The 26,938-nt window shown below is 53.2% G+C and carries 27 protein-coding genes and 1 riboswitch; of the genes, 6 read left to right on the top strand and 21 right to left on the bottom strand.

The annotated features are described in order from the left end of the window. Nucleotides 1-5: 5 nt before the first annotated feature. The 19 genes from rplX to G506_RS0112110 all read right to left on the bottom strand — a co-directional run bounded on the left by rplX (nt 6) and on the right by G506_RS0112110 (nt 14,476). Nucleotides 6-320: a 50S ribosomal protein L24 gene (rplX, locus tag G506_RS0112200; protein ID WP_028117113.1), complete on the bottom strand. Its 315-nt coding sequence runs from the start codon at nt 318-320 to the stop codon at nt 6-8. A gap of 10 nt (nt 321-330) precedes the next feature. After that, nucleotides 331-699: a 50S ribosomal protein L14 gene (gene rplN / locus G506_RS0112195; protein WP_028117112.1), complete on the bottom strand. Its 369-nt coding sequence runs from the start codon at nt 697-699 to the stop codon at nt 331-333. 172 nt (nt 700-871) lie between these two features. Next, complete coding sequence (gene rpsQ, locus G506_RS0112190; RefSeq protein ID WP_028117111.1) at nt 872-1,120, bottom strand: 30S ribosomal protein S17; 249 nt, start codon at nt 1,118-1,120, stop codon at nt 872-874. Then, nucleotides 1,120-1,311 carry a 50S ribosomal protein L29 gene (rpmC, locus tag G506_RS0112185; protein ID WP_028117110.1) on the bottom strand — a complete coding sequence of 64 codons (192 nt, stop codon included), beginning with the start codon at nt 1,309-1,311 and terminating at the stop codon, nt 1,120-1,122. The genes rpsQ and rpmC overlap by 1 nt, the downstream gene beginning before the upstream one ends. Further along, nucleotides 1,311-1,724: a 50S ribosomal protein L16 gene (gene rplP, locus G506_RS0112180; RefSeq protein ID WP_028117109.1), complete on the bottom strand. Its 414-nt coding sequence runs from the start codon at nt 1,722-1,724 to the stop codon at nt 1,311-1,313. Before rplP ends, rpmC begins: the two co-directional genes overlap by 1 nt. 11 nt (nt 1,725-1,735) lie before the next feature. Further along, nucleotides 1,736-2,425, bottom strand: a complete 690-nt coding sequence (gene rpsC, locus G506_RS0112175) for a 30S ribosomal protein S3 (RefSeq protein ID WP_028117108.1) — start codon at nt 2,423-2,425, stop codon at nt 1,736-1,738. Between the two features lie 11 nt (nt 2,426-2,436). After that, nucleotides 2,437-2,769 (bottom strand): 50S ribosomal protein L22, encoded by a 333-nt coding sequence (gene rplV / locus G506_RS0112170; RefSeq protein WP_028117107.1) that lies wholly within the window; start codon nt 2,767-2,769, stop codon nt 2,437-2,439. A gap of 12 nt (nt 2,770-2,781) precedes the next feature. Next, a complete protein-coding gene (gene rpsS / locus G506_RS0112165) occupies nt 2,782-3,060 on the bottom strand; it encodes a 30S ribosomal protein S19 (RefSeq protein ID WP_013343793.1) in 279 nt (92 codons plus the stop codon). Nucleotides 3,061-3,075: 15 nt separating this feature from the next. Beyond that, nucleotides 3,076-3,900 (bottom strand): 50S ribosomal protein L2, encoded by an 825-nt coding sequence (gene rplB, locus G506_RS0112160; protein ID WP_028117106.1) that lies wholly within the window; start codon nt 3,898-3,900, stop codon nt 3,076-3,078. Nucleotides 3,901-3,917: 17 nt separating this feature from the next. Beyond that, nucleotides 3,918-4,223 (bottom strand): 50S ribosomal protein L23, encoded by a 306-nt coding sequence (gene rplW / locus G506_RS0112155; RefSeq protein ID WP_028117105.1) that lies wholly within the window; start codon nt 4,221-4,223, stop codon nt 3,918-3,920. Further along, nucleotides 4,220-4,825 (bottom strand): 50S ribosomal protein L4, encoded by a 606-nt coding sequence (gene rplD / locus G506_RS0112150; protein ID WP_028117104.1) that lies wholly within the window; start codon nt 4,823-4,825, stop codon nt 4,220-4,222. Before rplD ends, rplW begins: the two co-directional genes overlap by 4 nt. 17 nt (nt 4,826-4,842) lie before the next feature. Next, nucleotides 4,843-5,478, bottom strand: coding sequence for a 50S ribosomal protein L3 (gene rplC, locus G506_RS0112145; RefSeq protein ID WP_028117103.1), 636 nt, complete (start codon nt 5,476-5,478; stop codon nt 4,843-4,845). Nucleotides 5,479-5,510: 32 nt separating this feature from the next. Beyond that, a complete protein-coding gene (gene rpsJ / locus G506_RS0112140; RefSeq protein WP_005307944.1) occupies nt 5,511-5,822 on the bottom strand; it encodes a 30S ribosomal protein S10 in 312 nt (103 codons plus the stop codon). A 359-nt stretch (nt 5,823-6,181) separates the two neighbouring features. Next, a complete protein-coding gene (locus tag G506_RS0112135; protein WP_051202098.1) occupies nt 6,182-8,425 on the bottom strand; it encodes a GumC family protein in 2,244 nt (747 codons plus the stop codon). Between the two features lie 8 nt (nt 8,426-8,433). Continuing rightward, the gene (locus G506_RS0112130) at nt 8,434-8,922 is read right to left on the bottom strand and encodes a polysaccharide biosynthesis/export family protein (protein ID WP_051202097.1); all 489 of its coding nucleotides are present in this window, start codon (nt 8,920-8,922) and stop codon (nt 8,434-8,436) included. 13 nt (nt 8,923-8,935) lie between these two features. Beyond that, nucleotides 8,936-10,132, bottom strand: coding sequence for an outer membrane beta-barrel protein (locus tag G506_RS0112125; protein ID WP_084631355.1), 1,197 nt, complete (start codon nt 10,130-10,132; stop codon nt 8,936-8,938). Between the two features lie 32 nt (nt 10,133-10,164). Further along, nucleotides 10,165-11,586: an undecaprenyl-phosphate glucose phosphotransferase gene (locus G506_RS0112120; protein ID WP_028117099.1), complete on the bottom strand. Its 1,422-nt coding sequence runs from the start codon at nt 11,584-11,586 to the stop codon at nt 10,165-10,167. A 71-nt stretch (nt 11,587-11,657) separates the two neighbouring features. Further along, a complete protein-coding gene (locus tag G506_RS0112115) occupies nt 11,658-13,052 on the bottom strand; it encodes a phosphohexomutase domain-containing protein (protein WP_035387305.1) in 1,395 nt (464 codons plus the stop codon). Continuing rightward, the gene (locus G506_RS0112110) at nt 13,049-14,476 is read right to left on the bottom strand and encodes a mannose-1-phosphate guanylyltransferase/mannose-6-phosphate isomerase (RefSeq protein ID WP_240473425.1); all 1,428 of its coding nucleotides are present in this window, start codon (nt 14,474-14,476) and stop codon (nt 13,049-13,051) included. Before G506_RS0112110 ends, G506_RS0112115 begins: the two co-directional genes overlap by 4 nt. 202 nt (nt 14,477-14,678) lie before the next feature. Here G506_RS0112110 and G506_RS0112105 point away from each other — a divergent pair, with 202 nt between their 5' ends. The 6 genes from G506_RS0112105 (at nt 14,679) to G506_RS21105 (ending at nt 25,434) form a co-directional block, all read left to right on the top strand. Beyond that, a complete protein-coding gene (locus G506_RS0112105; protein WP_028117096.1) occupies nt 14,679-15,878 on the top strand; it encodes a lipopolysaccharide biosynthesis protein in 1,200 nt (399 codons plus the stop codon). After that, nucleotides 15,872-17,185, top strand: a complete 1,314-nt coding sequence (locus G506_RS0112100; protein WP_028117095.1) for an O-antigen ligase family protein — start codon at nt 15,872-15,874, stop codon at nt 17,183-17,185. Before G506_RS0112105 ends, G506_RS0112100 begins: the two co-directional genes overlap by 7 nt. After that, nucleotides 17,182-18,081 carry a glycosyltransferase family 2 protein gene (locus G506_RS19615; RefSeq protein ID WP_051202096.1) on the top strand — a complete coding sequence of 300 codons (900 nt, stop codon included), beginning with the start codon at nt 17,182-17,184 and terminating at the stop codon, nt 18,079-18,081. The genes G506_RS0112100 and G506_RS19615 overlap by 4 nt, the downstream gene beginning before the upstream one ends. A gap of 12 nt (nt 18,082-18,093) precedes the next feature. Then, nucleotides 18,094-19,920, top strand: a complete 1,827-nt coding sequence (locus tag G506_RS19610) for a WecB/TagA/CpsF family glycosyltransferase (protein ID WP_051202095.1) — start codon at nt 18,094-18,096, stop codon at nt 19,918-19,920. After that, the gene (locus tag G506_RS0112085; protein WP_028117094.1) at nt 19,917-21,155 is read left to right on the top strand and encodes a glycosyltransferase; all 1,239 of its coding nucleotides are present in this window, start codon (nt 19,917-19,919) and stop codon (nt 21,153-21,155) included. Before G506_RS19610 ends, G506_RS0112085 begins: the two co-directional genes overlap by 4 nt. A 259-nt stretch (nt 21,156-21,414) precedes the next feature. Beyond that, a riboswitch (cyclic di-GMP riboswitch) is annotated at nt 21,415-21,507 on the top strand. 99 nt (nt 21,508-21,606) lie between these two features. Then, nucleotides 21,607-25,434: a hypothetical protein gene (locus G506_RS21105; RefSeq protein ID WP_205619506.1), complete on the top strand. Its 3,828-nt coding sequence runs from the start codon at nt 21,607-21,609 to the stop codon at nt 25,432-25,434. A gap of 67 nt (nt 25,435-25,501) precedes the next feature. Here the strand turns inward: G506_RS21105 and G506_RS0112075 are convergent, their stop codons facing one another. Both G506_RS0112075 and G506_RS19605 read right to left on the bottom strand, forming a co-directional pair. Then, nucleotides 25,502-26,506, bottom strand: a complete 1,005-nt coding sequence (locus G506_RS0112075; protein WP_028117092.1) for an acyltransferase family protein — start codon at nt 26,504-26,506, stop codon at nt 25,502-25,504. Nucleotides 26,507-26,656: 150 nt separating this feature from the next. Beyond that, nucleotides 26,657-26,938 (bottom strand): EF-Tu C-terminal domain-related protein (locus G506_RS19605; RefSeq protein WP_035387303.1); only part of this gene is annotated, 282 nt, incomplete at its 5' end.

The raw sequence follows: 26,938 nt of genomic DNA, 5'->3' as shown, positions 1-26,938 counted from the left end.
TCCAATTACTTAACAATTTCGTTGTTGGATTTGAAGAAACGAACTTTTACGCCGTCTTCAATCTTGAAGCCTACGCGATCAGCCTTGCCAGTAGCAGGGTTGAACAGTGCCACGTTGGAGGCGTGGATTGGGGCTTCTTTCTCAACAACACCGCCTTGAACACCCAGTTGTGGGTTAGGCTTTTGATGTTTCTTTACCAGGTTTACGCCTTCGACCAGTACCTTACCGGTAGACAGAACTTTGGTAACCTTACCGCGCTTACCTTTGTCTTTGCCTGCCAATACAACTACTTCGTCGTTGCGACGGATTTTTGCTGCCATGGTTCGCTCCTTACAGTACTTCTGGCGCCAGGGACACGATCTTCATGAACTGCTCGTTGCGCAGTTCGCGGGTCACAGGGCCGAAGATACGGGTACCGATTGGCTGGTGGTTTGCGTTCAGCAAAACAGCAGCGTTACGGTCAAAGCGAATAACAGAACCGTCAGGACGGCGTACGCCTTTCTTGGTGCGAACTACTACCGCGTTGTATACGTCACCTTTCTTCGCTTTACCGCGAGGAATAGATTCCTTTACAGAAACCTTGATGATGTCGCCGATGTGGGCGTAACGACGGTGAGAGCCACCCAAGACCTTAATACACTGTACGCTGCGCGCGCCGGAATTATCGGCAACATCCAGCACAGATTGCATTTGGATCATTTCAATGCTCCGCTTACTTTTTCTAAAACACCCTTAACGGGCTAAGTTGGCTGCCCCTCTTAAAAAGGCGCGCCATTATAACCACACAAAATCGAAAAGGGTAGATAAAAAATTAACCGGTTCGAGCACGCTCGAACCGGTTACTTCTAACTGTAGATTAAGGCTTAGATAATTAAGCTTTTTCTACAACGTTTACCAACATCCAAGATTTGGTCTTGGACAGTGGACGACACTCTTTGATCTCTACTAGATCGCCGATGCCACACTGGTTGGTTTCATCGTGAGCGTGAACCTTAGTGGTACGCTTCACAAATTTACCGTAGATCGGGTGCTTAACTTTGCGCTCGATTGCTACGGTGATGGACTTGTCCATCTTATCGCTGATCACACGACCCTGAATGGTACGGATAGTATCAGACATTACGCACCTTCCTTCTGAGTAAGAATGGTTTTAACGCGAGCAATGTTGCGGCGTACCTTCTTCATTTCGTGAGTCGCTTTAAGCTGACCAGTTGCGTTCTGCATACGCAGGTTGAACTGTTCGCGCAGCAGGTTTAGCAGCTCTGCGTTCAGTTCTTCAACGCTTTTTTCACGTAGTTCTTGTGCTTTCATCACATCACCTTACGAGTTACAAAGGTGGTCTGGATAGGCAGTTTAGCCGCAGCCAGAGAGAAGGCTTCACGAGCCAGCTCTTCAGATACGCCTTCCATTTCGTACAGAACACGACCCGGCTGGATCTGTGCTACCCAGTACTCAACGTTACCCTTACCTTTACCCTGACGAACTTCAAGCGGCTTAGCAGTGATTGGCTTGTCTGGGAACACACGGATCCAGATTTTACCCTGACGCTTGATGTGACGGGTCATGGCACGACGAGCCGCTTCGATTTGACGAGCGGTCATGCGGCCACGGGTGGTCGCTTTCAGACCGAAGGTGCCAAAGGAAACCTTATCACCAGTGGTAGCGATACCACGGTTACGGCCTTTGTGCATCTTGCGGAATTTCATACGTTTAGGTTGCAGCATCTCGGTTCCCCTTACTTACCACGACCTTTGCGCTTCGGCTGCTGCTTCGGCTGCTCTTCAACAACTGGCATACCGCCCAGAACTTCACCTTTGAAGATCCAAGTCTTGATACCAATTACACCGTAGGTGGTGTGAGCTTCGGAAGTAGCGTAGTCGATGTCTGCGCGCAGGGTGTGCAGTGGCACACGACCTTCACGGTACCATTCGGTACGTGCGATCTCAGCGCCACCCAGACGGCCAGAAACTTCGATCTTGATGCCCTTGGCACCCAGACGCATTGCGTTTTGTACCGCACGCTTCATAGCGCGACGGAACATTACGCGGCGCTCCAGCTGAGAAGCGATAGAATCGCCTACCAGTTGAGCGTCCAGTTCTGGCTTACGAACTTCGGAGATGTTGATCTGAGCAGGAACGCCAGCCAGTTTTGCAACTTGCTTGCGCAGCTTCTCAACATCTTCACCCTTCTTACCAATTACAACGCCTGGGCGAGCAGTGTGAATGGTCACACGGATGCTCTTAGCAGGACGCTCGATGGTAATGCGAGACAAAGAAGCGTTTTTCAGTTCCTTTTTCAGGAACTGACGCACTTCGTGATCGCCGAACAAGTTGTCAGCGTAATCTTTCTTTTCCGCGTACCAGGTCGAGGACCAAGGCTTGGTGATACCAAGGCGGATACCATTAGGATGTACTTTCTGTCCCATAGCGACTCCCCTTACTTATCGGCCACAACCACAGTGATGTGGCTAGAGCGCTTCAGGATGCGGTCAGCACGGCCTTTGGCACGCGGCATGATGCGCTTCATGGTTGGACCTTCGTCAACGAAGATTTTTGCAACCTTCAAGTTGTCGATGTCCAGACCTTCATTGTGTTCAGCGTTTGCGATAGCAGACTCAAGTACTTTCTTTACCAGAGCGCCAGCTTTTTTGTTGCTGAAAGTCAGGATGTCCAGTGCGCGATCCACAGGCAGACCACGGATCTGGTCAGCAACCAGACGTGCCTTCTGTGGAGAGGTACGTGCAAAACGGTGTTTAGCTAAAACTTCCATCTCTATTACCTCTTAGCGTTTCTTCGCTTTCTTATCCGCAGCATGGCCACGGTAAGTGCGAGTCGGCGCGAATTCGCCCAGTTTGTGGCCGATCATGTCTTCAGTAACGAATACTGGAACGTGCTGGCGACCATTATGGACAGCGATGGTGAGACCAATCATATCAGGAATGATCATCGAACGACGGGACCAAGTCTTAACAGGCTTTTTGTCTCCGCTTTCCACCGCTTTCTCTACCTTCTTCAGCAAGTGCAGGTCGATAAATGGACCTTTCTTGAGAGAACGTGGCATGGTGAATCCTCTAAATTACTTGGTACGACGACGTACGATAAACTTGTCAGTACGCTTGTTGGAGCGGGTCTTCTTACCCTTGGTTGGTACACCCCATGGAGTTACAGGATGACGACCACCGGAAGTTTTACCCTCACCACCACCGTGTGGGTGGTCTACTGGGTTCATGGCAACACCACGAACAGTAGGACGAACACCACGCCAGCGGTTTGCACCAGCTTTACCAAGCTGACGCAGCATGTGCTCAGCGTTACCAACTTCACCCAAAGTAGCGCGGCCTTCGGCCTGTACTTTACGCATCTCGCCAGAGCGTAGACGCAGGGTTACGTATGCACCATCACGCGCAACCAGCTGACAGTATGCACCAGCGGAACGAGCCAGCTGACCACCTTTGCCAGGCTGCAGTTCTACGTTGTGGATAGTAGAACCTACAGGGATGTTACGCATTGGCAGGGTGTTACCTACCTTGATGTCGGCTGCTTGACCGGACATGATGGTATCACCAGCATGCAGGCCTTTAGGAGCCAGGATGTAACGACGCTCACCGTCTGCGTACAGAACCAGCGCGATGTTTGCGCTGCGGTTTGGATCGTATTCAATGCGCTCTACCTTGGCAGCGATGCCATCTTTGTTGCGCTTGAAGTCAACAATACGGTAGTGCTGCTTGTGACCACCGCCGATGTGGCGAGTGGTGATACGACCAGCGTTGTTACGACCGCCAGTCTTGGACTTTTTGTCCAGCAGGGCGGCGTGAGGCTTACCTTTGTGCAGTTCAGCGTTAACCACTTTGGTTACGTGGCGACGGCCTGCAGAGGTAGGCTTACACTTAACAATAGCCATTTTTAAACTCCTACTGCTTACTCAGCGCCGCCGTCGACGAAGTCGATTTCCGCGCCTTCAGCCAGAGTAACGTACGCTTTCTTCCAGTCGGAACGACGACCGAAACGAGCGCCAGTACGCTTAGTCTTGCCTTTAACTACGGTGGTGCGAACACCAGTAACTTCAACTTCGAACAGCTTTTGAACCGCTGCTTTGATCTCAGCTTTGGTCGCGTTCAGGGCTACTTTGAAAACAACAGTGTTGTTCAGTTCAGCAGCCATGGTGCTCTTTTCAGAGATGTGCGGAGCCAGCAGCACTTTCAGCAAACGTTCTTCACGGATCATGCCAGCTTCTCCTCAATCTGCTTAACTGCAGCAGCAGTCATCAGCACCTTGTCGAATGCGATCAGGCTAACCGGATCGATACCGTCTGCATCGCGAGCGTCAACCTTGTACAGGTTGCGAGAAGCCAGGAACAGGTTCTCATCAACTTCTGCGGTTACGATCAGCACGTCGTTCAGTTCCATCTCTTTCAGCTTCGCAACCAGTTCTTTGGTCTTTGGAGCTTCAACAGTGAAGTTCTCAACAACGATCAGACGATCTTGACGTACCAGCTCAGACAGAATGCTACGCATTGCTGCGCGGTACATCTTCTTGTTAACTTTTTGGCCGTGATCTTGCGGCTTAGCAGCGAAAGTTACGCCACCAGAACGCCAGATTGGGCTCTTAACATTACCGGAACGTGCACGACCAGTACCTTTCTGGCGCCATGGCTTTTTGCCAGTGCCAGCAACTTCAGCGCGGGTCTTCTGAGCACGGGTACCCTGACGAGCGTTAGCAGCGAAAGCTACTACTACTTGGTGTACCAGAGCTTCGTTGAATTCACGACCGAAGGTAGTTTCGGAAACTTCAAGAGCGCTCTGCGCGTCTTTCATTACCAATTCCATTACTATCTCCTCAGACGTTACTTAACGGCAGGCTTAACGATAACGTCGCTACCGTTGGCGCCAGGTACGGCACCTTTGATCAGCAGCAGGTTACGCTCAGCGTCTACACGTACCAGCTCCAGGTTCTGAGTAGTTACCTGCTCAGCGCCCATGTGGCCAGCCATTTTCTTGCCCTTGAATACCTTACCTGGAGTTTGGTTTTGACCAATGGAACCAGGAGCACGGTGGCTCAAGGAGTTACCGTGAGTCATATCCTGGGTACGGAAGTTCCAGCGCTTAACAGCACCTTGGAAGCCCTTACCTTTGGATTGACCAGTAACGTCTACTTTTGCAACATCAGCAAAGATGTCGACTTTCAGCTCAGCACCCAGTTCGATGCCTTCGCCTTCACCTTCACCCAGACGGTGTTCCCACAGACCGCGACCGGCTTCTACGCCAGCTTTCGCGAAGTGGCCCGCAGCAGGCTTGTTCACGTGAGATGCTTTCTTAGCACCTACGGTCACCTGGATAGCGCGGTAACCGTCGCTGTCCAAACCTTTAACCTGGGTTACACGGTTCGGTTCTACTTCGATAACGGTCACAGGGATAGACACGCCTTCTTCAGTGAAGATGCGAGTCATACCAACTTTGCGACCTACAAGACCGATAGCCATTATTTAAAACCTCTATTTACCGAGCCAGGGGATTAACCCAGGCTGATCTGCACGTCTACGCCGGCAGCCAGATCCAGACGCATCAGCGCGTCAACAGTCTTGTCGGTAGGCTCAACAATGTCCACCAAACGCTTGTGAGTACGGATTTCGTATTGGTCACGTGCATCTTTGTTCACGTGAGGAGAAATCAGTACGGTGAAGCGTTCTTTACGGGTGGGCAGCGGGATAGGACCGCGAACTTGAGCACCTGTACGCTTAGCAGTCTCAACGATTTCCGCGGTGGACTGATCGATCAGGCGATGATCGAACGCCTTCAGGCGGATACGGATTCTTTGGTTCTGCATTGACCAGAGCTCCAACTCTAAAAAACACACAAACCAACCGCCCCACCACTCTAAATACTACAAGAGGGGAGACGATGATTTACCAGTCATTCGACCCCAAATCGGGGCCGCTGTAAGTGCACTGCATATTGCAAGTGCTATTCATGTTGCCGAAGCAACCACTGCGCTTATCGCGACAGTGGAGCGCATTATACGCTCATGCTTCGCAGAAGCAAGGGGCGCAGTGAGTTTTTTATCACCACTTCCCGCCTCAATCAGAGGTGCTGCTGCGGAATCAAATTAGGCGGGCATTATGCCCGCCTTTTTGATAAATGCAAGTGATTAAACTGGCTAACAAAAGTCGCTTATGACTGGGCCAATTAGGCATTACGAGTGTTGCCGTAGTAGCTCTTGTAGCGCTTGTAGCTGCTCTCTTGCCTTGGCAAGCCATTCAACACCACCCCATCTACTTTGGCGTGCAATGCAAACAAGCGCGCCAGCGAGCGGCGGATCAATTCCCGCCGTGCTTTGCCATATTTCACCACATAGATGATGCTGTCGACCAACGGCGATACCACCAAGGCATCACTGACGACATCGACCGGCGCGGTATCGATGATGATCCGGTCGTACTGCTGCGATAATCGCATCAAATGCGCTTTGAATGGTTCGGACGATAACAGCTCCAACGGGTTAGCCACGGCGGTACCAGCCACCATCACATCCAAATCGGTATCTGGCACGCCAATGATGCAATCGTGATCATTATGGGTACCGCTGATTAGGTTGGCCAAGCCGGGTTGATAGCTGGGCAACTTTAACGAGGCAGCCAATACTGGCTTACGCAGATCCGCTTCGATCAGCAGCACTTTTTCTAACTGCGACAATGCCAACGCCAGATTATAGGACGAGGTACTTTTGCCCTCCCCTGGCACCGTCGAGGTGACGCAGATCCGCTTAGCGCCGTCATCCAGGTGCGACATCAAGTAACTGGTGCGCACGGTACGCCAAGCCTCGGAAAAGCTCGCCGCTTGTTCAGAGAAGAACAGCTGCGCTGACAAACGCTGATCCTTTTTGATCTTTTGCAGTGGGATCACCCCCAGCAACTTGCTAGAGAGTTTGGCTTCAACTTGATCGCCGGAGGTGATGGTGTCAGTCAGAGCGTTATGCGCCAACGCCACCACACACGCCAGCACAAAGGATCCGACCACGGTCAGCAGCAGCAACATTTTTTTGTTTGGCTTCGCCGGATACAGCGGCGGCTCGGCAACGTCGGTGAAGCGCGCGTGCGCCGCATTAAAATCAGCCACGGCGCCGGTCTCTTTCATCCGGTTAAGAAAGGTTTCATAGATCCGGCGGTTGGATTCAACTTCCCGTTGCAGCTCACGAAACTGCACCTCTACCCTGCTCTGCTCTTGATACTGGCCTTTGGCGCGTTCTAGTTGTTGCTCTAAGGCAATGGTTGACGCGTTTAGGGTTTGATACTCCTGTTCAATCCCCGAGACCAGTTTACGTACCTGCGAACGCATGGTGCTGCGTACTTCAGCCAATTGCGCTCTGGCGGCGATCATCTTGTTGTGTTTAGGACCATATCGCTTCGACAGTTCAGCGACGTTGGCAGCGGCGGTAACTTCCGACTTTTGCATCTCTTGGATTAAACGATGGCCGCTGATTTCGCTAATGCCGTTAATGTCATCCAAACTGTCGGCGCCACGGCGACGCACAACATTCAGCAACGATCTGGCGTCATCTCGGCGCTGTCTCGCCGCCGCCAGCTGTGCTGTTAGCTCGCTCATTTCACGACTGACTAGCCCAACGGTACCGTCGATCTCCAGCAGCTGATTATCCTCTTTAAAGCGTTGCAGACGCTCTTCAGATAATCGCAATCCCTGTTGCAATTCATCAAGGCGCGCGCTTAACCATTCGGACGCTTTACGAGTGACATTGAGCTTCGCATCCAGATGGTTGTCGATGTAGACATCCCCCATCGTGTTGGCGACCAGAGCCGCCAACTGCGGGCTGTGGGCATAAAAGCCGATATCAACCAACTGGGTATTGGGCACCGGCGAGACCACCAGCCGCCTTGAAAATTCATACAATAATTTCACCCGCCGACGCTCTAAGTCGGCGGCGGGATCCGCTGGGGCGGGGTTCCAATTCAGCGGCAGCCAACCGAAATACGGTTGCAGCGATCCCCGTACCACCTCCATCGGATCTTGATTGGGGGCGGTATCGACATGGCTGAGCAACCACGTTTTCCAACGCGGTGGCGGTTTGGGTAAAAATTCGGGGTGTACAGTTAGGTTTAACCGTTCAATCACTTGCTCTGCCAAACGCCGACTTTTAATGATCTCAAATTGCGTCTGCAGATAGTCTTTGTTGCCGGAGTCGAGGCCATAAACGTCCTCAATCGAAACCGCTTTGGCTTGCTCGGATTCGATCATCAGTCGCCCAGAAGCAACGTATTGCGGCGCGATATTGACCAGCACCGCCACCGCCAGTGCCGCCATTAACATCACGAAACTGCCGATGCGCCATTTATAGCGCCATAACACCAGAAGGTAGTGGCCGAGATCGATATCCTTCTCGTGAGCAAACAGATCCGTGTCTACTTTCAAGGCCATATTACTCACTAGAAGAAGCTCTCTTTAATCACAATCGAATCATCTGGATACACCGATGCTGACAGCCGCACACTCAACGTATCCTTGCGCCCTGCCACCATCCGGTTGACGGTAATGCTGCTGGTCGAGGCTCGCTCTGTTAACCCCCCGGCCAGCGCCACTGCCCGTTCAACCGTTAATCCCGGTTGATAGGGATACCCGCCTGGCTGATTGACCTCACCGTAAATGTAGAAGGGGCGATATTCGGTAACGCTGACGTGAACGCTCGGGTTGATTAGGTAATCACCGCGCAGGCCATTGGTGACGGCTCGCTCCAATTCAGCCACGGTCATCCCTTTGGCATTCAGCAAGCCTAAATAGGGATAGTTGATCATCCCTGATTCGCCCAAGCGGGTTTCCAAAGTCAGATCGTCTTCGCCATAGACATGGATGGCTATTAGATCACCGGCGTTTAACCGATAGTTGGCATTGGCCAGCAACGGTGCTGACCATAGCATCAACAATAGCGCGCTACAGGCTGATCCGCGCTGTAGCCATAAACAGATTTTTGTCATACGTCACCGCACCGATATTCGAATCTTGATCTGCCAGTTGATAGCTTAGTTCAGTGACCAACCAGCGTTTCCACGCCATCGCTACCCCTAGGCGCAGTTGCAATAGTTGGTCTTGGCGATCAAATCCAGTGAAGCTGTTTTCGATATATTCGATGTCGGCGTTAGTTGATATCCGCTCACGCCAATCGTGCTGCCAACCTAAGCGATAGCTATCCTCTTCGACGAAATCGCCCAAGGTATCTGGATCTTTGCTACGAGAACCGCTTTCAAAGGTGAATACCGAATAACTGCGCGGCTTCCAGTCAACGCTGACCTGCCACGTGGCGCCATCAAAGTCTTCACGGTCAGCGGCATCAAAATTACGATCTTCGATCCCTAAACGAATCGAACCAGAGGTTTTACTGGTGGCATCCCAGCGCAGACCAGCAAACAACTGCTGATTAACACTGTCGCGAGAGGAAACCCCAGGTTCCGTATGCTTGTAGTTATTGTCGTAACCGCGCCATTCGCCAAAGACTTGGGTGCGACTGCCGACGCGGGTATATAAGGTGACGATTGCTCGTTGCGTGTCGTAATCGCGAAAACGCGAGAATTCACGAAAGTTAGTGTGTTCTTTATCGTAATAACCCAGTTCGAGATCGGCGTTAAAACGGGCACTGCGAGCACCGAAGCCGTAGACAAACTTGGCGTCATGGACATTCATTTCAACCACGCCATCAAGTAACTGGCCACGCCCTTCAGCAATTCCAGTGCCGCGAGCCTCATGCTGGCGCCGATAGTTGTAAAACAGATCAATCCGATGGCGGCGAGTAAAATGATGCTTCAAGCCAAGGTGCAGCGAGTGGTCGGTATAGTTGTCTTCGCTACTGTCGAAATAGCGCCCATCCACCAGTCGATAGCCGACTTCGTAGCGGGTACGATCGTTACCGGCATGCACCAGTAATTCAGGGGCGGTACGCACAAACCAACTGTCAATCTCATTGGCGCTGCTGTACGCCGTATTATCGTCATACCCCAGCCCCACCGATAACTGCGGGGTAAAGTCCCAACTTTCGGTCAAATCCATTGCCGCCGGTTCATAGGCTTTGGGCAGATTATTGGCCGCCGCTGGCAGTGCCAGCACAACCGTCATTGCAGCAAGTGTTGCTTTCATTGTTATCCCCTATATCCCTGCAAACACCTGTATTAATAGGCGTTTGAATCGTTAAACCCTCTGATTACGGTTTTGACGACTATCTTCAGATCGAACCACAATGACCAATTGCGAATGTAGGCCAAATCGAACTCTAGCCGTTTCTCCATTTTCTCTAAGGTGTCGGTTTCTCCACGCCAACCATTAACTTGCGCCCAGCCGGTGATCCCTGGCTTCATGTGATGGCGCAACATGTAACCGCCAATCAGTTGCCGATACTGTTCATTGTGCGCCACCGCGTGTGGCCGCGGGCCAACCACCGACATTTGCCCTTGCAGCACATTAAAGAACTGCGGTAATTCATCTAACGAGGTGCGTCGCAGAAACCGCCCAAGCGGCGTAACTCTGGCGTCGCCTTTGGTGGCTTGTTTTACCTGCTCGCCATTGTCTTGCACGCTCATCGAGCGGAATTTCCAAACGTTTATCTTGCGACCATCAATGCCGTAACGATGCTGTTTAAAGATCACCGGCCCCGGTGACGTCCACTTAATGGCGATGGCGATCAGCACCATCGGGATGCTCACCAACATTAAAATAGTAGTTGCTAAAACAATATCTTCCACTCGCTTTAGCCAGCTAGCCAAGTCATCCAGCGGGCTGTCGTAGACGCTCAGCGATTGCACCTCTCCGACTTCATGCCAACGGGCGTGCAGTAGGTTATAGACAAAAAAATCGGGGATGATATGTACCGCTGCGGTACTGTCACCACAGCGCATTAAGATCTCAGTGATCCGCTTTTCTGCCCGCATCGGCATCGCAATGTAGATAACGTCAATGGCGTTATTTTTTGCCAACTGCAGCGCTTGCTCCATATCACCAAGTGGCGCCGGCCCACGACCTTCTTGCTCGATAATCCGCTCTGGAGCACGATCATCAAAGAAACCCACGAAGTGGATCCCCAATTGCGGGTTATCCTCAAGATTACGTGCCATCGCTTTGCCTGCGTCGGTGATCCCCAAGATCACCGCCCGCTGAGTGTTGAAGCCGCGCCGACGCAGAGAGAAGATCACCTGCCGAGCCGCCATACGCATGGAGAGAAACATCACCAGTCCGCAACCGCCCCACCACAACACCGTGAATCGATCGATGCTGAACTGTTCTGGGAACGCAAATGTGGCCAGTTCCATCACGCAGCATGCCAGCGCCCAACTGATGGCATTGGTGAGCAACATCTCGCGCAGTCGGGTGGAACGCCACGAACGGTACAGATCAAGCGACTCAGCAAAAAACATAAACGCCAACGACGTTAATACCGCCGTTAGCAACTGTTCGCTGCCCAAATCGCTTTGTCGAATCGATAACGCCAAGTGCAATGACCATTGCACCACCAGCAGATCCAGCAGGCGGAATAAGATGGCAAAGCCATGCGAACGAGAAAACGTTAAACCTCGGTGCTGCTTAGGATTATGAACCATAGGTACTCGTCATCTTGATTGCCGCTAGCGTGTGAACCAAGTCTGGCGCATTGATCCACAGGTCACTGCAGCTAAATTAAAAACGGCTGCAACCGTTGCGTCAGTTCGGCGGTCACCGCGTGCATCAGAGCTAGGTCGGATCGCGCTTCAACATTCAGCCGAACCAACGGTTCGGTATTGGATGCACGCAAGTTAAAGCGCCACTGGCCACGGGGCTCACTAAAGCACATGCTGACGCCATCGGTGGTATCCACCTGTGACGCTCGTGATTGAAAGTGATCGCGGATCGCCGCCAGCGCCAACGGCGGCTCGGCAATTTCGAAGTTGAGCTCGCCGGAGCTCGGGTAGTCTTGCTGCATCTGCGCCACCAACTGCTGCAGACTGGTGTCGCGACGGCTGATCAGTTCACAGACCAACAACCATGGGATCATGCCGCTATCGCAATAGCCGAACTCTCTGAAATAGTGATGGGCACTCATTTCACCACCGTAAACGGCATCGTGCTGTCGCATCTGCTGTTTGATAAAACCGTGCCCGGTTCGGCTTTGGATCGCGGTCGCTTGATGCCGTTCAGCGATCTGCTGGGTATTCCAAAGCAGCCGCGGATCGTGAATGATCTTGGCACCCGGCTCTTTCGCGGCAAATGCCGCCGCCAGCAGGCCAACGATGTAATAACCCTCGATAAATTGGCCTTGGTGGTCAAACAAGAAACAGCGGTCAAAATCACCATCCCATGCAATCCCCATATCGGCACCCGCAGCCACCACCGCGGCGCTGGTATCCTGACGCGACTCGGGCAATAACGGATTAGGGATACCGTTGGGAAAGTTACCATCCGGTTGGTGATGCAGTTTGATAAAGCGAATTGGGATCCGCTGCTGGTTAAATCGCAGCTCCAGCGCATCAATCACATGCCCTGCCGCGCCATTACCGGCGTTAACTAGCAATGTCATCGGCCGCAGTGCATGCCGATCAAAGTAACCGCAAAGGTGATCGATGTACGGCGCCAATATCGAACGCTGCTGCAGCGAACCTGGCGTTGCCGCAGCAAAGGTTCCGGCTTGAGCAAGTAAGCCAATCTCGGTTAACCCGCTGTCCGGCGCAATCGGCTTGCTCTGCTCTCGCACCAGTTTCATGCCGTTGTAATCTATCGGGTTGTGCGATGCGGTGACCATTACGCCACCGTCGGCATTTAGATGGCGGACCGCAAAGTAGATCTCTTCGGTACCCACCAGACCGATATCGATTACATCACTGCCACTGGCCAGCAATCCTTCAGTTAGCGCCTGCTTTAGCTCGGGCGAGCTTAAGCGAATATCGCCACCAACAATCACCAGTTTGGCTTGCAGCACTTGCGCCATCGCCCGGCCAATACGAAACGCCAATTCCGGATTAAGCTCTTCGCCCAGGCGACCACGGATGTCATAAGCCTTGAAGCAGCTTGGCAGCTGCACTGTTTCAGTCATGATTCCGCTCGGCCATAGTTATCCTCCAAACGGATGATGTCGTCTTCCCCCAGATAGGAGCCAGACTGAACCTCGATAAGCTCCAGCGGCACCATGCCGGGATTCTCTAATGAATGCACAGTGCCAATTGGTATGTAAGTGGATTGATTTTCGGTCACCAAAAACGTGTGCTCACCGTTGGTCACCTTGGCGGTTCCCGATACCACGACCCAGTGTTCAGCTCGGTGATGATGCATCTGCACGCTTAAGCGAGCCCCCGGCTTTACCGTGATCCGCTTCACCTGATAGCGGGCACCGTTATCGATCGAGTCATAGTTACCCCACGGGCGATACACTTTGCGATGATTATCCAACTCGGTGCGTTGCAGGCCTTTGAGTTGTTCCACCAGATGTTTCACCTCCTCGCTGCGATGGCGATTGGCCACCAGCAGCGCATCGGCGGTATCGACAATGATCAGATCACTTACCCCAAGCCCGGCGATCAGCCGGTGCTTGCTGTGAATCAAGCAGTCACTAACTTCGTGCAGTAAGACATCGGCATTGATGCTGTTACCGGCCGCATCTTTATTGTGACAATCCCACAATGCCGACCACGCTCCTACGTCGCTCCAGCCTGCTTGCAGAGGTACCACAACCGCATCGTCGGTATGTTCCATTACCGCGTAATCAATCGATTCCGATGGGCACTGGGCAAAGCTATCTTGGTCGACTCGAATAAAGTCGAGATCAGCGCTGGTGTTCGCCATCGCTTGCCGGCAAACGGTAGCAATGTCTGGCCGATGGCGTTTCAATTCCGCCAGATAGCGACTGGCGCGAAACAGAAACATGCCGCTATTCCACAGGCAGTCGCCAGCGTCGATCAGCCGCTGCGCCTCCTGCTGATTGGGCTTTTCAACAAAAGCGTCAACGTGAAAGCCTCCCTCTATAGCTTGCCCCTGACGGATGTAGCCGTAGCCGCAATGGGGCCGGTCCGGCACCACCCCAAAGGTCACCAACTTCCCCTGCTCGGCTAATGGCATCGCTGCGGTAACGGCTTCTCGAAAGGCCTGTGGAGCGGCGATGCGATGATCAGCCGCCAGCACCAACAGCAATGGATCATGCTGCGGCATGCTCTGCATTGCCGCCAGCGCTAGCGCGGGAGCGGTATTGCGCCCAGCCGGTTCGAGTAAAATTGGCCCAAGTTGGTCGATGGCGCGCAACTGTTCAGCGGCGATAAAGCGGTGGTCTTCGTTACAGATCAATAGCGGTGGTGCCACTGGCAAGCCCTGTAATCGCAATAACGTTTGCTGCAGCATGCTGTGCTGGGAATCGCCATCGCTGCACAGCGGCAAAAACTGCTTTGGGTACTGGGTTCTCGACAGCGGCCATAAACGGGAACCACTACCACCGGCGAGCACCACCGGTACCATCGTTGTCGCCATCATCTTTCCCCCATGGTGTCCTTTTTTCGCATCGAGGTGCGTTACCTAAACATAGACGTCGATTGGATTTTGTGCAGGGCAAATTTCTCGCCGAAGATCTGCTGCTTAGGTCTACACTTGAATCGGCCTCAGCGGCATTCGCGGTGACCACAAGGAGGGGAAATTGCGGCGAAATGTGACCATCTCGGTGATAGATCAAGGATTGATGAGCGCGTTTAACTTTGCGCTGAATTTGGCTCTGCTTAAATGGTGGAGTAGCGAGGATTTCGGTCTCTACAGCATCTTATTCAGCGCCAGCTTTATGATCCTCTGCATCCAGAATGCGTTGATCACTACGCCGTACTCGGTACTGGTCCCCGCCAGCGACAACCCCGAACCACTGCGGCGCACCCTCGCCTGGGGCCATCTGGGTTCGTTATTGATCTTGGCGGTATTGCTGCTAATGCTCCTGCCGCTATTGCCGTTCGGTTGGTCGCTGTCACTGTCGCTGGCAGCCGCGGCCTACTTCTGCAGTCGCTGGTTAAGGGAATATCTGCGCAATCGTTGGGCGGCCGAGTTCAAACTGTTGCCGATCCTGACCTCAGATCTGCTTGGGATTGGACTATTCGCCGCCGGCATCACAGCAATCGGTCTGCATTGGGGCTGGTCAGCGGTTGGCGTAACCGAGCTACTTTACCTGATGTCGCTCAGTCAGTTGCTGTGTTCACTACCGATGCTGTGGCACGAACTGCAATTGCTGCGCAGTGGCGGTCAGCACCATTGGTGGCAACAGTACCAACCCATCTGGCAACAATCCCGCTGGTCACTGGTTGGCGCCCTTACCACCGAATTGCAAAATCGCGGCTATGTGCTGTTTATTGGCGCATTCTTTGGCGCAGCCGTCGTCGGATTTGTGCAAGCTGGGCGGGTATTTTTTGGGCCGTTAAATGTCATCACCTCAGCGTGGACGCGGGTTGCTAAACCCACCTTGGCGCAATTGCATGGCCAGCACCAATGGCCGCAATTTATCCGCTTAACCCACCTGGGCGGCTTGGGCTTTTTGCTGTTTAACGTGGTATTTGCAAGCGCGTTGTGGCTCAGCTGGCCATGGTTACAACAACAATTTTTCGCCGACAAGTACCCTGGGATCGAGTGGGTCGTTGCCCAATGGGCGCTGGCTACGCTGCTATTTCATGTTCGTGGCAGCTACAGCACCGCAGTACAGGCGCAAAATCGCTTTCAAGAATTGGCGATGGCGACCATCTGGGGCGCGCTGCTGTCGCTGTTGGTGTTAGTGCTGGTAGGACTAGTTAATCAACCGCAATGGGTTATTGCTGGCGTACTAGCAGCTGAAACCTTGGTATTGCTGTATGTGTTGCGATTGTTGCTGCCTGCTCGCGATAAGGTGGAACCACAACAATGTTAACCCGAGCCTTTAATTGGTTTATCGGTGATGACTGTCGCCACTACACCCTCAACAATCTGTTGGCGGTGCTGCTGCTGACCGTCATGTTTGCGTTGAGTTTCGATCTGCTCAAACCACAGATGCAACCGGCGCTCGAATTAGCCGAGATGGAGCTGGCAACCGTTACCAGCAGCACCTCCGGTAGCAACCGCTTTAACCAATTGCTGTGGGTTAGCCTAATGGCGATCGCCTGCATCTGCGCCCTACGAGATCCACGGCGCTTTGGTGCCATCGTCCAGTCCCAATGGCCACTGGTGCTGATAGTTGTGCTGGCGCTGCTCAGCACCTTATGGGCTATCGATGGCCGCATCGCCTTTCGCCGCTCGATTTTACTGTTGTTTATCATCACGTCGGTATTTGCCGGCATCGGCTACCTACGCCAACCACAACAATTGCTGCTGATCCTCTACCGAATCGGGGCGGCAGTGTTGTTGCTAAACCTCGTTACGGTGCTCACCGGTAACTTCGACGCCAAAGGCTATTTTTATGGGATCCATGGCCAGAAAAACAGCCTTGGCGCCGTCGCTTTACTGTCGATCTATTTCGCTATTGCGGTGCGCACCTTGTATCGCCAGCACTGCAATCTACGTTTCAACAGCCTCTACATCGGTCTGTGGTTATTGCTGTTGCTGATGTCGGTTTCCAAAACCTCAATCGCGTTGATGCTGCTGGCTCCAGTATTAGTTTATAGCCTCCATAAACTGTCGATCACTTTCGACATCAACCTAGGCAGTCTGCTGCTGGTGGCCTGCTTGTTACTGTTGATCGCGGTTCAGTTGGCGCTCGGTTGGCACGACTGGCACATCAAGCAGTTGCTCGCCCAGTTTATGAATGATCCGGGTTTTACCGGCCGCGACTATATTTGGCAGTTTCTGCTGGACCGCATCGAGGAACGTTGGTTGCTCGGCCACGGCTACGGCTCCTTTTGGGGGATCGGTGATCGTTCACCCAACGTGATCTACGGCCAAAGCTATCTGCAATTGTTGAATCAAGGCCATAACGGCTACCTGGACCTGTTGGCGATTCTAGGAATGACGGGAATGGTGCTCTATGGCTTGGTAGTGCTGCAATTCGTCCGCCAATCGGGACAAATCCGCCAGCGTCATCCACAATTTTATTTCCTGTTATGGATTCTGCTGATCATCACCCTATTACATAACGTCACCGAGAGCAGTTTACTGCGGGGCAGCCACGCGATGTGGATGATCCAGCTACTGGTGTTTATCAGCACGGCTCGACTGGTGACCGACAAAAGGATGTTGTCATGACTACGATTAGCGTTTGCTTATGTACCTACAAACGACCGCAATTGGCTGACACCTTAGCGAGCCTGCAACAACTGCGCTTACCACCCCAGGTAACGCTTGAGATATCGATCGCCGATAACGATCCTAACGGTTCAGGCCAAGTCATTGTTGAGCAATTTAAGCGGCATTGTGCCATACCAGTGCACTACCAAATTCAGCCGCAAAAAAACATCGCCCTAACCCGTAACGTCAGCGTCGCCAATGCCAGTGGTGATTGGCTGGCCTTTATCGACGATGACGAAGAAGCCGATGACGACTGGCTGCTGCAGTTATACCGCTGCGCCCAGCAATACCACGCGGCCGCAGTTGTTGGCCAAGTGGTCACCTTATATCCGCAAGCGACCCCAGAGTGGATCCGCCGCGGCGACTTACTAGGGCGTCGCTGCCGCGATACTGGCACGGAACTGACCGTTGGTCTTACCGGTAACTCCCTAGTGCGTCGCAGCGCCTTACCCCATCCAAGCACGCCGTTCGATCCAAAACTCGGCACCACTGGTGGCGAAGACAGCGCTTTTTTCAGTGCCATTCATCGCTCTGGTGGGCGGATCATCGCCTGCCAACAGGCGATTGTCCGAGAGACTGCCGAACTGCATCGGCTCAATGCCGATTACCTACTGAAACAGTCAACTAGAGTGGGCGAAACCTACGCCATTAACTTCATCAGCCCACAACCATCAAGCCAACGCTATTGGATGGGACTGAAAGCCCTGATCCGCGCCACGACCGATCTGCTCACCGCCGTGGTACTGCGGCCATTTGGTCGCCACTTAAGCTTTCGCTATCGGATGGGGATGCACATCCAATTGGGGAAATTGCGCCATTTAATGAACGCCAATCCCATTGAAATGTACAAATAGTCGAGGCCAACCATGAAGGTATTACACATTGTCCGCCAGTTTGCCCCGGCCATCGGCGGCTTGGAAAACTTCGTCCAATGTTTGGTCTCAGAGCAGCGTCAGCATGGCATTGACGCCGAAGTACTCACCCTGAATCGGATCTTCCATCAAGACCAGCAACAACGGTTGCCAGCAACCGCAACGGTAGCAACCATCCCAGTACGACGGATCGGCTATTGGGGAAGCTATAAATACCCGATTGCGCCAAGCGTGCTAAAGCACCTGCAGTCGTTTGACCTTATCCATGTGCATGGGGTCGATTTCTTCTGTGATTTTTTGGCCCTAACCAAGCTTTGGCATCGCAAGCCACTGCTACTGTCCACTCATGGCGGTTTCTTTCATACCCCCTTTGCGAGCACCACCAAACGGGTATTTTTTAACAGCGTTACCCGCGCCTCATTAAAGGCCTACGTCGCCATCTATGCCTGCAGCAATAACGACTTTGAACGCTTTGCCCCGCTTTGTCGGCAGCGGTTAAGTTTAATAGAAAACGGCGTTGATACCGCCAAATTTGCCGATGTCGCCAACCACAGCCCAGCGCCGAGCATGGTCTTTATCGGCCGCTTCTCCAACAATAAACGCATAGATAAATTACTGCACACCTTGGCGCAGCTGCGCCAGCAACTGCCGCAAGCCACCCTAACGATCATCGGTAAGGACTGGGACAATAATTTAGTAAAGCTGCAACGCCTTGCTGAACAACTGGCACTCGGCGACAGCCTGACAATCTGTACCGGCTTAACCGATGCGCAAATCAAAGCCGAACTGCGTCGCCATAGCTATATCGTCAGCGCCTCTGAATATGAGGGCTTTGGGATGACCCTAATTGAAGGAATGGCTGCGGGACTGCTGCCATTGGCTTCAGCCATCCCAAGCTTTACTCGAATCATCGAACAAGCCCAAGTAGGCCGTTTGATTGAGTTTGACCAGCCGCAACAGGCCGCCGAGCAGATCGCGGAATTTCATCAACAATTGCACCAGCACCATGCCGCTTGGCGCGCCCAAACCATCGCCGCCGCGCAGCGCTATGCATGGCCTGCGGTCGCCAAGCAGTTTAGCCAACACTATCAGCAACTGTGGCACCGGCAACGAACCATCCAAGGGGTTAATGTCAGCGGCAGCGACGGCGCAGCAATCATTGCCAAGCTTGACCAAGCAATTGCGAATCAGCAACCGTTGGCGATGGCCTACGCCAATGCCCATACCATCAATCTTGCTCGCCAAGACGGCCACTACCAACAACTGCTAAATCGACTGTTGGTGCTTAACGATGGCGTTGGCTTGGATCTGGCGAGTCGCTGGAAGTATGGCCAAGGTTTTTTAGAAAACTTAAATGGCACTGACTTCACGCCGCGATTTTTAAGCCAAAGCCAGCAACCACTAAAGATCTTTTTATTGGGCGCCAAAGCTGACGTTGTGGCCGGCTGTGCAGCGACTTGGCGCACTCAGTTCCCGCAGCATCAATGGGTGGGCTATCACCACGGCTATTTCGATGACGACCAAGCGATCTGCCAACAGATCCGCGCCAGCGGTGCCAACCTGTTGATTGTCGCCATGGGCAACCCGAAACAGGAACAATGGCTGGATCAACACCTGACCGCCAGCGGCGCCACCGTGGGTATCGGCGTCGGTGCGCTGTTTGATTTTGTCGCCGGCACCGTGCCCCGAGCGCCCAACTGGGTAAGACAGCTGCGTTGTGAATGGCTGTATCGCCTGCTGCAAGAACCGAAACGCCTATGGCGGCGTTACCTGATTGGCAATTTAACCTTTCTCTACAATGCTATTGGGGATAACTCATGACCACGTCGGCACCATTAGTACTGCATCTGGCGGTTGAGTACCCCTCGCGTAACCGCGATACCAACACCACGGCGGTACGCAACTTTATCCAAGCCAACCCGAGGGTTAATTATCGCGTCTATGCACTACGCCGCAGTGCCAACCCCTGGCGCTGCAATGCCTTGCCCGGTGACGATCAAGGCGATCCCAACGTAACCTCGATGCGCTATTGGGGACTTCCCTACGGGATCTGGTTATTTATCAGTATGACCATAGTGGCATGGCGGATCCGACGCGATCTACGCCGACAGCAGCTTAAGCCGACGCTGGTACACGCCCATAAATTTAGCTTTGAAGGGATTGCCGGCTGGTGGCTGGCAAAGTGGCTGCAGGTGCCGCTGGCGTTATCGGTACGAGGCGAAGCCGAACAGAAAACCTTAACCTATAAGCCCCACTATCGTCCCCTATATCGGCGGATATTGCAGCGTGCGACCCGGATCTATTACGTCTCCGCCTGGTTTCGACCGATACTCAATCGGCACTTTGCTCTTACTGACCAACAGCAGCAACTGCTGCCGAACTTTGTCGCTGAACGGCAATGGCAGCCGCAACTGCAATTTCAAGCCAACGCCTTGGTGTCAGTGATGGATCTCAACGTCCTCGAAAAGAAGGGACTGCCGCAACTGTTAGACGGTTTTGCTTACGCCAAACAGCAGCAACCCAACCTAACGCTGACGATCATCGGCGGCGGCTTTGATCACAACCGCAATCGCGCCCAACAACTGATAGCACAGCGTCACCTCACCGATTCCGTTACCCTGCTCGGTTCCGTCGATAACCAACAACTGCTGCAACAACTCGGTCAATTCGCTGGGCTGGTATTACCCAGCCGCAACGAAACCTTTGGCATGGTTTACGTTGAAGCGCTGCTAAGCGGACTGCCGATCCTCTATTCAAAGCACACCGGGATTGATGGCTTCATCGATAACATTGAGGCGGCAATTGGCTGCGATCCACAGAACAGCGACAGCATCGGTCAGGCGATCTTAACCTTACTGGCACAGCAACACCCATGGCGCCGCTGGTTGCTGCGCCACCATCAGCAGATACATCAGCGTTTCGCCCGCACCACCTATATCGATAACTACAATGAGACGTTCCAACTGATCCGCCTACCGCTGGTAACGGTCGCTGACATCATCGCCAGCAACCAGCCCTCTCGCGCCGCAAAAACGTCGCAGCAATCGCTGCCATAGCGCAATAACTGTTCAAGCCGTCGAACAGATATGTCGCTAAACCATCGCTGGATCTTGGTCACAAAAAACGCAATTCAGCGGATTAATGGAAGTCGTTGTCGGTCTTAAAAAAACCACCACGATTAAAAAATACAAGCCCAAATGTAAGCAAATCGTATGTTGAGGAGGCTTGGCCGTTAAGGCAGTCTGCTGCTGCCACTACGGCACAGTGCGGGAAAATTACCCTACGCTTTTCCTTGCAAGCAATTCGACTTTGACAGCAGTTTAAAGGCAAACCTCACGAAAGTGTGGGACGCAAAGTCTCCGGCCTTCCGACCCTTCCCCAAGCGTCGATGGTAGCGGGATTACCTCATGTCTTTGATGAACTGGCCGCAGTGCGTTTAACGCATCCCTCCTGCTGCCTACAACACATCGAGCATGCGGCATACTGCCCGATGTTTTGAGGCAGATTATGACCCTTCAACGCACTATTGGTCGTTGTTCATTACGACCTGTAACTCTCGCCGTGGCGACGTTGTCGCTCACCGTACTGACACCCAACTCCTATGCCGCGGACGCAATCACCTTTAATGGCACAGACAGCTACGCCCAGATCCAAGCATGGCAACCTAAGGGCAACTACAAAGTGATCGTCTGGCTTGGCGATCTCAACCCCGATCCGGGCTACAAGACCATGCTGCTCAGCAATAGTGCTAACTCCGAGTACCTAATGGTTACCCATAACTCGGTGCAACTGCAGTTTGGCCGCAGCTACCCCGGCATTTGGGGTAAGTTTAATTTCGCCAAAACCAAGTACCTTGAGATTGAGATCCACGACGGCAAGATGGTCGCTTCTGATGGTGAAACTCGGGCTCAAATCAATAACGCCAGTATCGAGCCAACGGACAGCCGCTTTGATTGGCTGTTCCGCCGCGGTGGCGGTTTCTCTAGTGGCACCATCGAAGGCCTCGCCTTGATGGATCTCACCACCCCAGACAACTCGCGCGCGTTCGCCTTTGATCAACAGCGGGGCATGGTTGAAGTCGGCAAAGAAGCACTACAACAGCGCTTGGTCAATGTTGACCACCTTCATTGGCAAAGCGCCCAGCACACCATCACCAACCCCGATCCCGATCATTTCGACAACCGTGCTTGGCTCGCGGCCTTTTATCCGGATGACACGCCATCGCCGCCCACACCAGAACCCGATCCAACGCCCGATCCGCCTCTGCCAAGCACCCAACCGCAAGCCGTCCGCTTTGACGGACACAACAGCTATGGCTCAATGCCCTCTTGGGTTCCAAGCGGCAAATTCACGATAATCGCCCATCTGAATGAGGCGGCCCGCGATAGCAGCCTATTAAATATGTTGCTCACCAGCTCGAACACCACTGAATACCTGTCATTCAGCCATCGCAATGTGCAAGGCAAGTGGGGCTCAAGCTTCCCTGGGATCTGGAATCGCTTCGCCTTTGATCAGACCAAATACTTGAAGCTCACCATTGATCACGGCAGCCTTACCGCCAGCGATGGCAAGGTTGAAGCCAGTGTTAACTCGGCGGCCATTGATCCAACTCGGGTGGGCTATGATTGGGTATTTCGCCGTGGCAACGGCTACTTCGACAGCGCGCTGCAATCGCTGACGCTGATCGATCACCTTAACCCAACTAATTCCCGCTCTTACGCCTTCGATCCTGAGCGCGGCATGGTGGAAGTAAACGGCCACCACGGCCAATTGCATCACATTGGCGAGAGCGATTGGCTGCCAGGACAACACCAGTTGCAAAACCCGGCCCCCAACCATTTTGCCGATGCCGATTGGCAAGCGGTCTACGGTGATCAGCAGACGCCGGCTCCAGACCCCGCGCCTGAGCCGAATCCAACCCCAGATCCTGATCCAGACCCAGAGCCGGAACCAACGCCGCAATACAGCGCCAGTTTTAATGGCAATAACAGCTACGGCAGTATCCCTCAGTGGCGCCCAACCGGCAGCTTCAAGGTGATTGCTCATCTAGCCGAGATCAATGCCGATGCCAGCGCCTTAACCTTCTTGTTAAGCGATTCATCCAACTCTAACTATCTGTCCTTCAGCCACACGACGGCCAAAGGACAATGGGGCCGCCAATACCCTGGGATCTACGGCAAGTTCCGCTTCAACCAAACTAAATACGTTGAATACACCGTCGAACCCGGTAAGTTGACCGTCAGCGATGGCCAAACTCGCGCCAGCACCAACAACAGCGGCATCGATCCAACCGCGCTTAGTTATGACTGGGTATTCCGCCGTGGCGGAGCCTATTCTGCAGGTGCCTTGCAGTCGTTAACGCTGTTGGATCTCAATACCCCAAGCAATTCCCGCTCCTACGCCTTTAATCCGGAGCGCGGCATGGTCGACGTCAACGGCAATGACGGTCAACTGCATAACATTGGCGGCGACGATTTTCAGCCACAACAAGCCGTAGTGACCAACCCTGCCCCTGAACACTTTACTCAGGATAAGTGGGACGCCACTTACGGCGGCAAGATGCCGGTGATACCGGAACCGGATCCAACCCCAAATCCTGAGCCGACGCCAGATCCTGAACCTCAACCGGATCCGACCCCGGAGCCCGATCCACAGCCCGGCAAACCGCTGCTGGGCGCTAACGAACGTCAGATTCGCTTTAACGGCAGCAATGCCTACTTTGACTTCGCCGATTGGCAGCCGCAGGGCGAGCATCGGGTGGTTGCCTGGTTGCAGGATCTGAATGAACAACTGACTTATGTAGCCAGCGGCGGCACCGGCTATCTAGCCGTCACCAAGGATGACTTCGTGGCACGCTTCAATGGTCAACCGGTACGGTTAGACAACCGCTTTGATTTCGCAACAACCGGTTATGTCGATATCCTGATCGATGGCGATCAAGCCACCGTAAGCGATGGCAAAACCAGCGTCACCATTGAACACCAGGCGATCGCGAACCAACGCTACGACAGCGCCATGCGCCACGGCAGCGATTACAGTCATGGCAGCTTGCAAGGATTGGCGCTAATCGATTACTCCAGCGATGCTCGAGTGCGGGCGTACAGCTTTAACAGTCGGATGCAGATTGTCGAAAACAGCCAAGCACCCAGCGGTCAAAATCGTCTGTATAACGTGGCCAACAGCGACTGGCAGCAAGTCAGCCACAGCGTCCGCGCTCCCGACCCGCTGATCCGCAGCCAAGCCGATTGGGATCAACACTTTGCTCATTATGCTCGTCATGGTCGGCCAATGTTGGACGGCACCATCGGTAATGATTGGGATCAATACGCGTGGCACGGCCACTATTGGCTGCGTGCCTACATCACCATGGCTGAAACCTATGGGGATGATAAGTACCTAGACTATGCCGTTGAGTTAGTCGATCACATGATCCACTACACCGACAGCAACCGCGCCGCCCGTGGCGAGTTAAATATCCACCGTCAGCCCTATTCCAGCGCCCCTAAGGCGTACCTAAATAACCGTGACTTAGTTGGCGACGGATGGCGTCGCCCATATAGCGGCTATCGCCTAGCGGTGCTGTCTGATGGCCAGATCCTTAACCCAATTATGCGGTTAGTTGATCACATCAAAGCCAACAACAAACAGGCCTACATGGCCAAAGCCGACCACTATCTTCAGTTGGCAGAAACGGTCATCAACAACCACAACACCTCGTTCAGTAACGACAAGAATGCCGCCATCCAAGGCGCCTATTTTTACGTTAACGACCAAAACGACCGCTATGGCAACAGTGGCTTGTACTCCAATCCGCTGCCGTTTAACCATAATTTCACCATGGCGGTGGCGATGATCTACGTCAATAAATGGCGTCAAGGTGGCGAACCTGCATTGAAGCAAAAAGTGCATGAGATCGTCGGCTTCTTTAACGACAACTTGGTCTTCAACAGCGACGGCAGTTGCAGTTGGAACTACGCCTACGATGTCAACGGCAACAACAAAGTTGAGGACACCAGCCACGGTCATATGGATGTCGGCTTTTTATTAGCGGCCAACCAAGAGGGCTACGTCAGTGATGCCGTGATCCAATGCATGGTCACCACTTTCACCGATAAGGTGTTCGTCGCACCAGGGATCGCATCGTACGACGTCAATGGTGATGGCATCTCATCAGAGATGGATCAGATCGCCCTCACCTATGACTGGGCGGATCTGGCCAAGTACGACGATCGCATTGTGCAGATGAACCGCTTTATTCTGCACAACTTCGGTGAGCCCGATTGGTCACGCGCCTACTTTGGCTGGGCAACGCAGCTGAAGTGGGAAAAGCGATAACTGGGCAACGCCCTAAAGCAAACGCCGCCTCAAGTTGAGGCGGCGCTGTTATCAGCGAGATAGCACCTTACAGCACCGCCGAACGCGGTTGCAGTGCCGATTGTGGCCAGCGTTTGCCCAGCAGCAGGGTCGGTAATAGCGGCATCTTGACGATGATCCGCTCTAGCAACAGCGGACCGACAATCCCAGTCAGCAATGACAGCGGCAGCAACAGCACCACCTCCGTGATCCCCAGCTTCATCAAACCCATTCGAGTGGCAGCAGTAAAAAATACGTGAAACAAGTAGATGCTGTAAGAGTAGTGACCAATTAGCGCCAACCCTGACCATTGTGGGCGCCACGCCCACAAGCCAACACAAGCGACTACACCAATCAACAGTCCCAGCAGGGACCGTTGCGGCTGCAGCGGTAATGCACCGACCACAATCAGCAGCAAGGCTAACAACGCCAACGGCAATCCCAGTCGCGCCAAACTTAATGACGGCGGGTGCTGAGAGATAAAGCGTTGTGCCATCACCCCCATTAAGAAAAATGGCAGCAGGTAGATAGCACCAGAGATCGACAACACCGGCATTTCCAGCGGTGACAGGAATAATGCGGCAGCGGCCAGCCAACAACCGATAAAAGTACTGAGCCGATTAAGCCAGCCCCAGCGTTCTATCAATACGATTAGCAGAAATACCCAAAACAACGATTGGATAAACCAAAAATGCGCCACCGGATAGATATGGATCTGCCACCACAGGTAATCCCCGCTATTGGTTGCCGGGATCAGCATCTGCAACAGCGCAAAGCCGGTACCTACCGTCAATAGCGGCAATAGCAAACGCCGGGCCTTGCCACGAATAAATCGCAACGGCAGGTTGGTAACTGGGCGGTAGCAATAGACCACCCCAGAAAGGAAAGTGAACAATGGCATCCGCAGATACGCCAAAAGATCATTAACTTCACGCAACAGCCCTGCGTCTATTTTAAGCCCCAATGCCGGTGTTGAGCCGATGATATGAAATGACACCAACAGCAGGCAGGCTAAGCCACGCAGCGTGTTAAGCGATTGAGCGTTGCGATCCACGTTACCACCACATCATGTGAATGATTAAAAATACCAAGTTGGTATAACCGTGGTAGAGAACCGACTCTGGTGCCAATAGGATTGGCGTAAAAACGCAAAAAGGCGCCCCGAGGGACGCCTTTTTTAGTGCAGTTATAGAACTACCGTTGATTACTCAACGATGGTCGCTACAACACCAGCACCTACAGTACGGCCGCCTTCACGGATTGCGAAGCGCAGACCTTCTTCCATCGCGATTGGAGCGATCAGGGTAACTTCCATCTGGATGTTGTCACCTGGCATTACCATTTCAACACCTTCTGGCAGTTCGATGGTGCCGGTGATGTCGGTGGTACGGAAGTAGAACTGTGGACGGTAGCCTTTGAAGAATGGGGTGTGACGACCACCTTCTTCTTTGGACAGTACGTACACTTCAGAAGTGAACTTGGTGTG

This window comes from Ferrimonas senticii DSM 18821 (genome assembly GCF_000422665.1).
GTDB classification, from domain to species: Bacteria; Pseudomonadota; Gammaproteobacteria; order Enterobacterales; family Shewanellaceae; genus Ferrimonas; species Ferrimonas senticii.
The sequence above is the reverse complement of the archived record's forward strand: the minus strand, read 5'-3'. Positions and strand labels throughout refer to the sequence as shown.

Excerpts from the sequence above, each read along its gene's own strand:
- rplX (WP_028117113.1), bottom strand. The coding sequence starts at position 320 with ATGGCAGCAAAAATCCGTCGCAACGACGAAGTAGTTGTATTGGCAGGC.
- rplN (WP_028117112.1), bottom strand. The coding sequence starts at position 699 with ATGATCCAAATGCAATCTGTGCTGGATGTTGCCGATAATTCCGGCGCG.
- rpsQ (WP_028117111.1), bottom strand. The coding sequence starts at position 1,120 with ATGTCTGATACTATCCGTACCATTCAGGGTCGTGTGATCAGCGATAAG.
- rpmC (WP_028117110.1), bottom strand. The coding sequence starts at position 1,311 with ATGAAAGCACAAGAACTACGTGAAAAAAGCGTTGAAGAACTGAACGCA.
- rplP (WP_028117109.1), bottom strand. The coding sequence starts at position 1,724 with ATGCTGCAACCTAAACGTATGAAATTCCGCAAGATGCACAAAGGCCGT.
- rpsC (WP_028117108.1), bottom strand. The coding sequence starts at position 2,425 with ATGGGACAGAAAGTACATCCTAATGGTATCCGCCTTGGTATCACCAAG.
- rplV (WP_028117107.1), bottom strand. The coding sequence starts at position 2,769 with ATGGAAGTTTTAGCTAAACACCGTTTTGCACGTACCTCTCCACAGAAG.
- rpsS (WP_013343793.1), bottom strand. The coding sequence starts at position 3,060 with ATGCCACGTTCTCTCAAGAAAGGTCCATTTATCGACCTGCACTTGCTG.
- rplB (WP_028117106.1), bottom strand. The coding sequence starts at position 3,900 with ATGGCTATTGTTAAGTGTAAGCCTACCTCTGCAGGCCGTCGCCACGTA.
- rplW (WP_028117105.1), bottom strand. The coding sequence starts at position 4,223 with ATGATCCGTGAAGAACGTTTGCTGAAAGTGCTGCTGGCTCCGCACATC.
- rplD (WP_028117104.1), bottom strand. The coding sequence starts at position 4,825 with ATGGAATTGGTAATGAAAGACGCGCAGAGCGCTCTTGAAGTTTCCGAA.
- rplC (WP_028117103.1), bottom strand. The coding sequence starts at position 5,478 with ATGGCTATCGGTCTTGTAGGTCGCAAAGTTGGTATGACTCGCATCTTC.
- rpsJ (WP_005307944.1), bottom strand. The coding sequence starts at position 5,822 with ATGCAGAACCAAAGAATCCGTATCCGCCTGAAGGCGTTCGATCATCGC.
- G506_RS0112135 (WP_051202098.1), bottom strand. The coding sequence starts at position 8,425 with ATGGCCTTGAAAGTAGACACGGATCTGTTTGCTCACGAGAAGGATATC.
- G506_RS0112130 (WP_051202097.1), bottom strand. The coding sequence starts at position 8,922 with ATGCTATGGTCAGCACCGTTGCTGGCCAATGCCAACTATCGGTTAAAC.
- G506_RS0112125 (WP_084631355.1), bottom strand. The coding sequence starts at position 10,132 with ATGAAAGCAACACTTGCTGCAATGACGGTTGTGCTGGCACTGCCAGCG.
- G506_RS0112120 (WP_028117099.1), bottom strand. The coding sequence starts at position 11,586 with ATGGTTCATAATCCTAAGCAGCACCGAGGTTTAACGTTTTCTCGTTCG.
- G506_RS0112115 (WP_035387305.1), bottom strand. The coding sequence starts at position 13,052 with ATGACTGAAACAGTGCAGCTGCCAAGCTGCTTCAAGGCTTATGACATC.
- G506_RS0112110 (WP_240473425.1), bottom strand. The coding sequence starts at position 14,476 with ATGATGGCGACAACGATGGTACCGGTGGTGCTCGCCGGTGGTAGTGGT.
- G506_RS0112105 (WP_028117096.1), top strand. The coding sequence starts at position 14,679 with ATGAGCGCGTTTAACTTTGCGCTGAATTTGGCTCTGCTTAAATGGTGG.
- G506_RS0112100 (WP_028117095.1), top strand. The coding sequence starts at position 15,872 with ATGTTAACCCGAGCCTTTAATTGGTTTATCGGTGATGACTGTCGCCAC.
- G506_RS19615 (WP_051202096.1), top strand. The coding sequence starts at position 17,182 with ATGACTACGATTAGCGTTTGCTTATGTACCTACAAACGACCGCAATTG.
- G506_RS19610 (WP_051202095.1), top strand. The coding sequence starts at position 18,094 with ATGAAGGTATTACACATTGTCCGCCAGTTTGCCCCGGCCATCGGCGGC.
- G506_RS0112085 (WP_028117094.1), top strand. The coding sequence starts at position 19,917 with ATGACCACGTCGGCACCATTAGTACTGCATCTGGCGGTTGAGTACCCC.
- G506_RS21105 (WP_205619506.1), top strand. The coding sequence starts at position 21,607 with ATGACCCTTCAACGCACTATTGGTCGTTGTTCATTACGACCTGTAACT.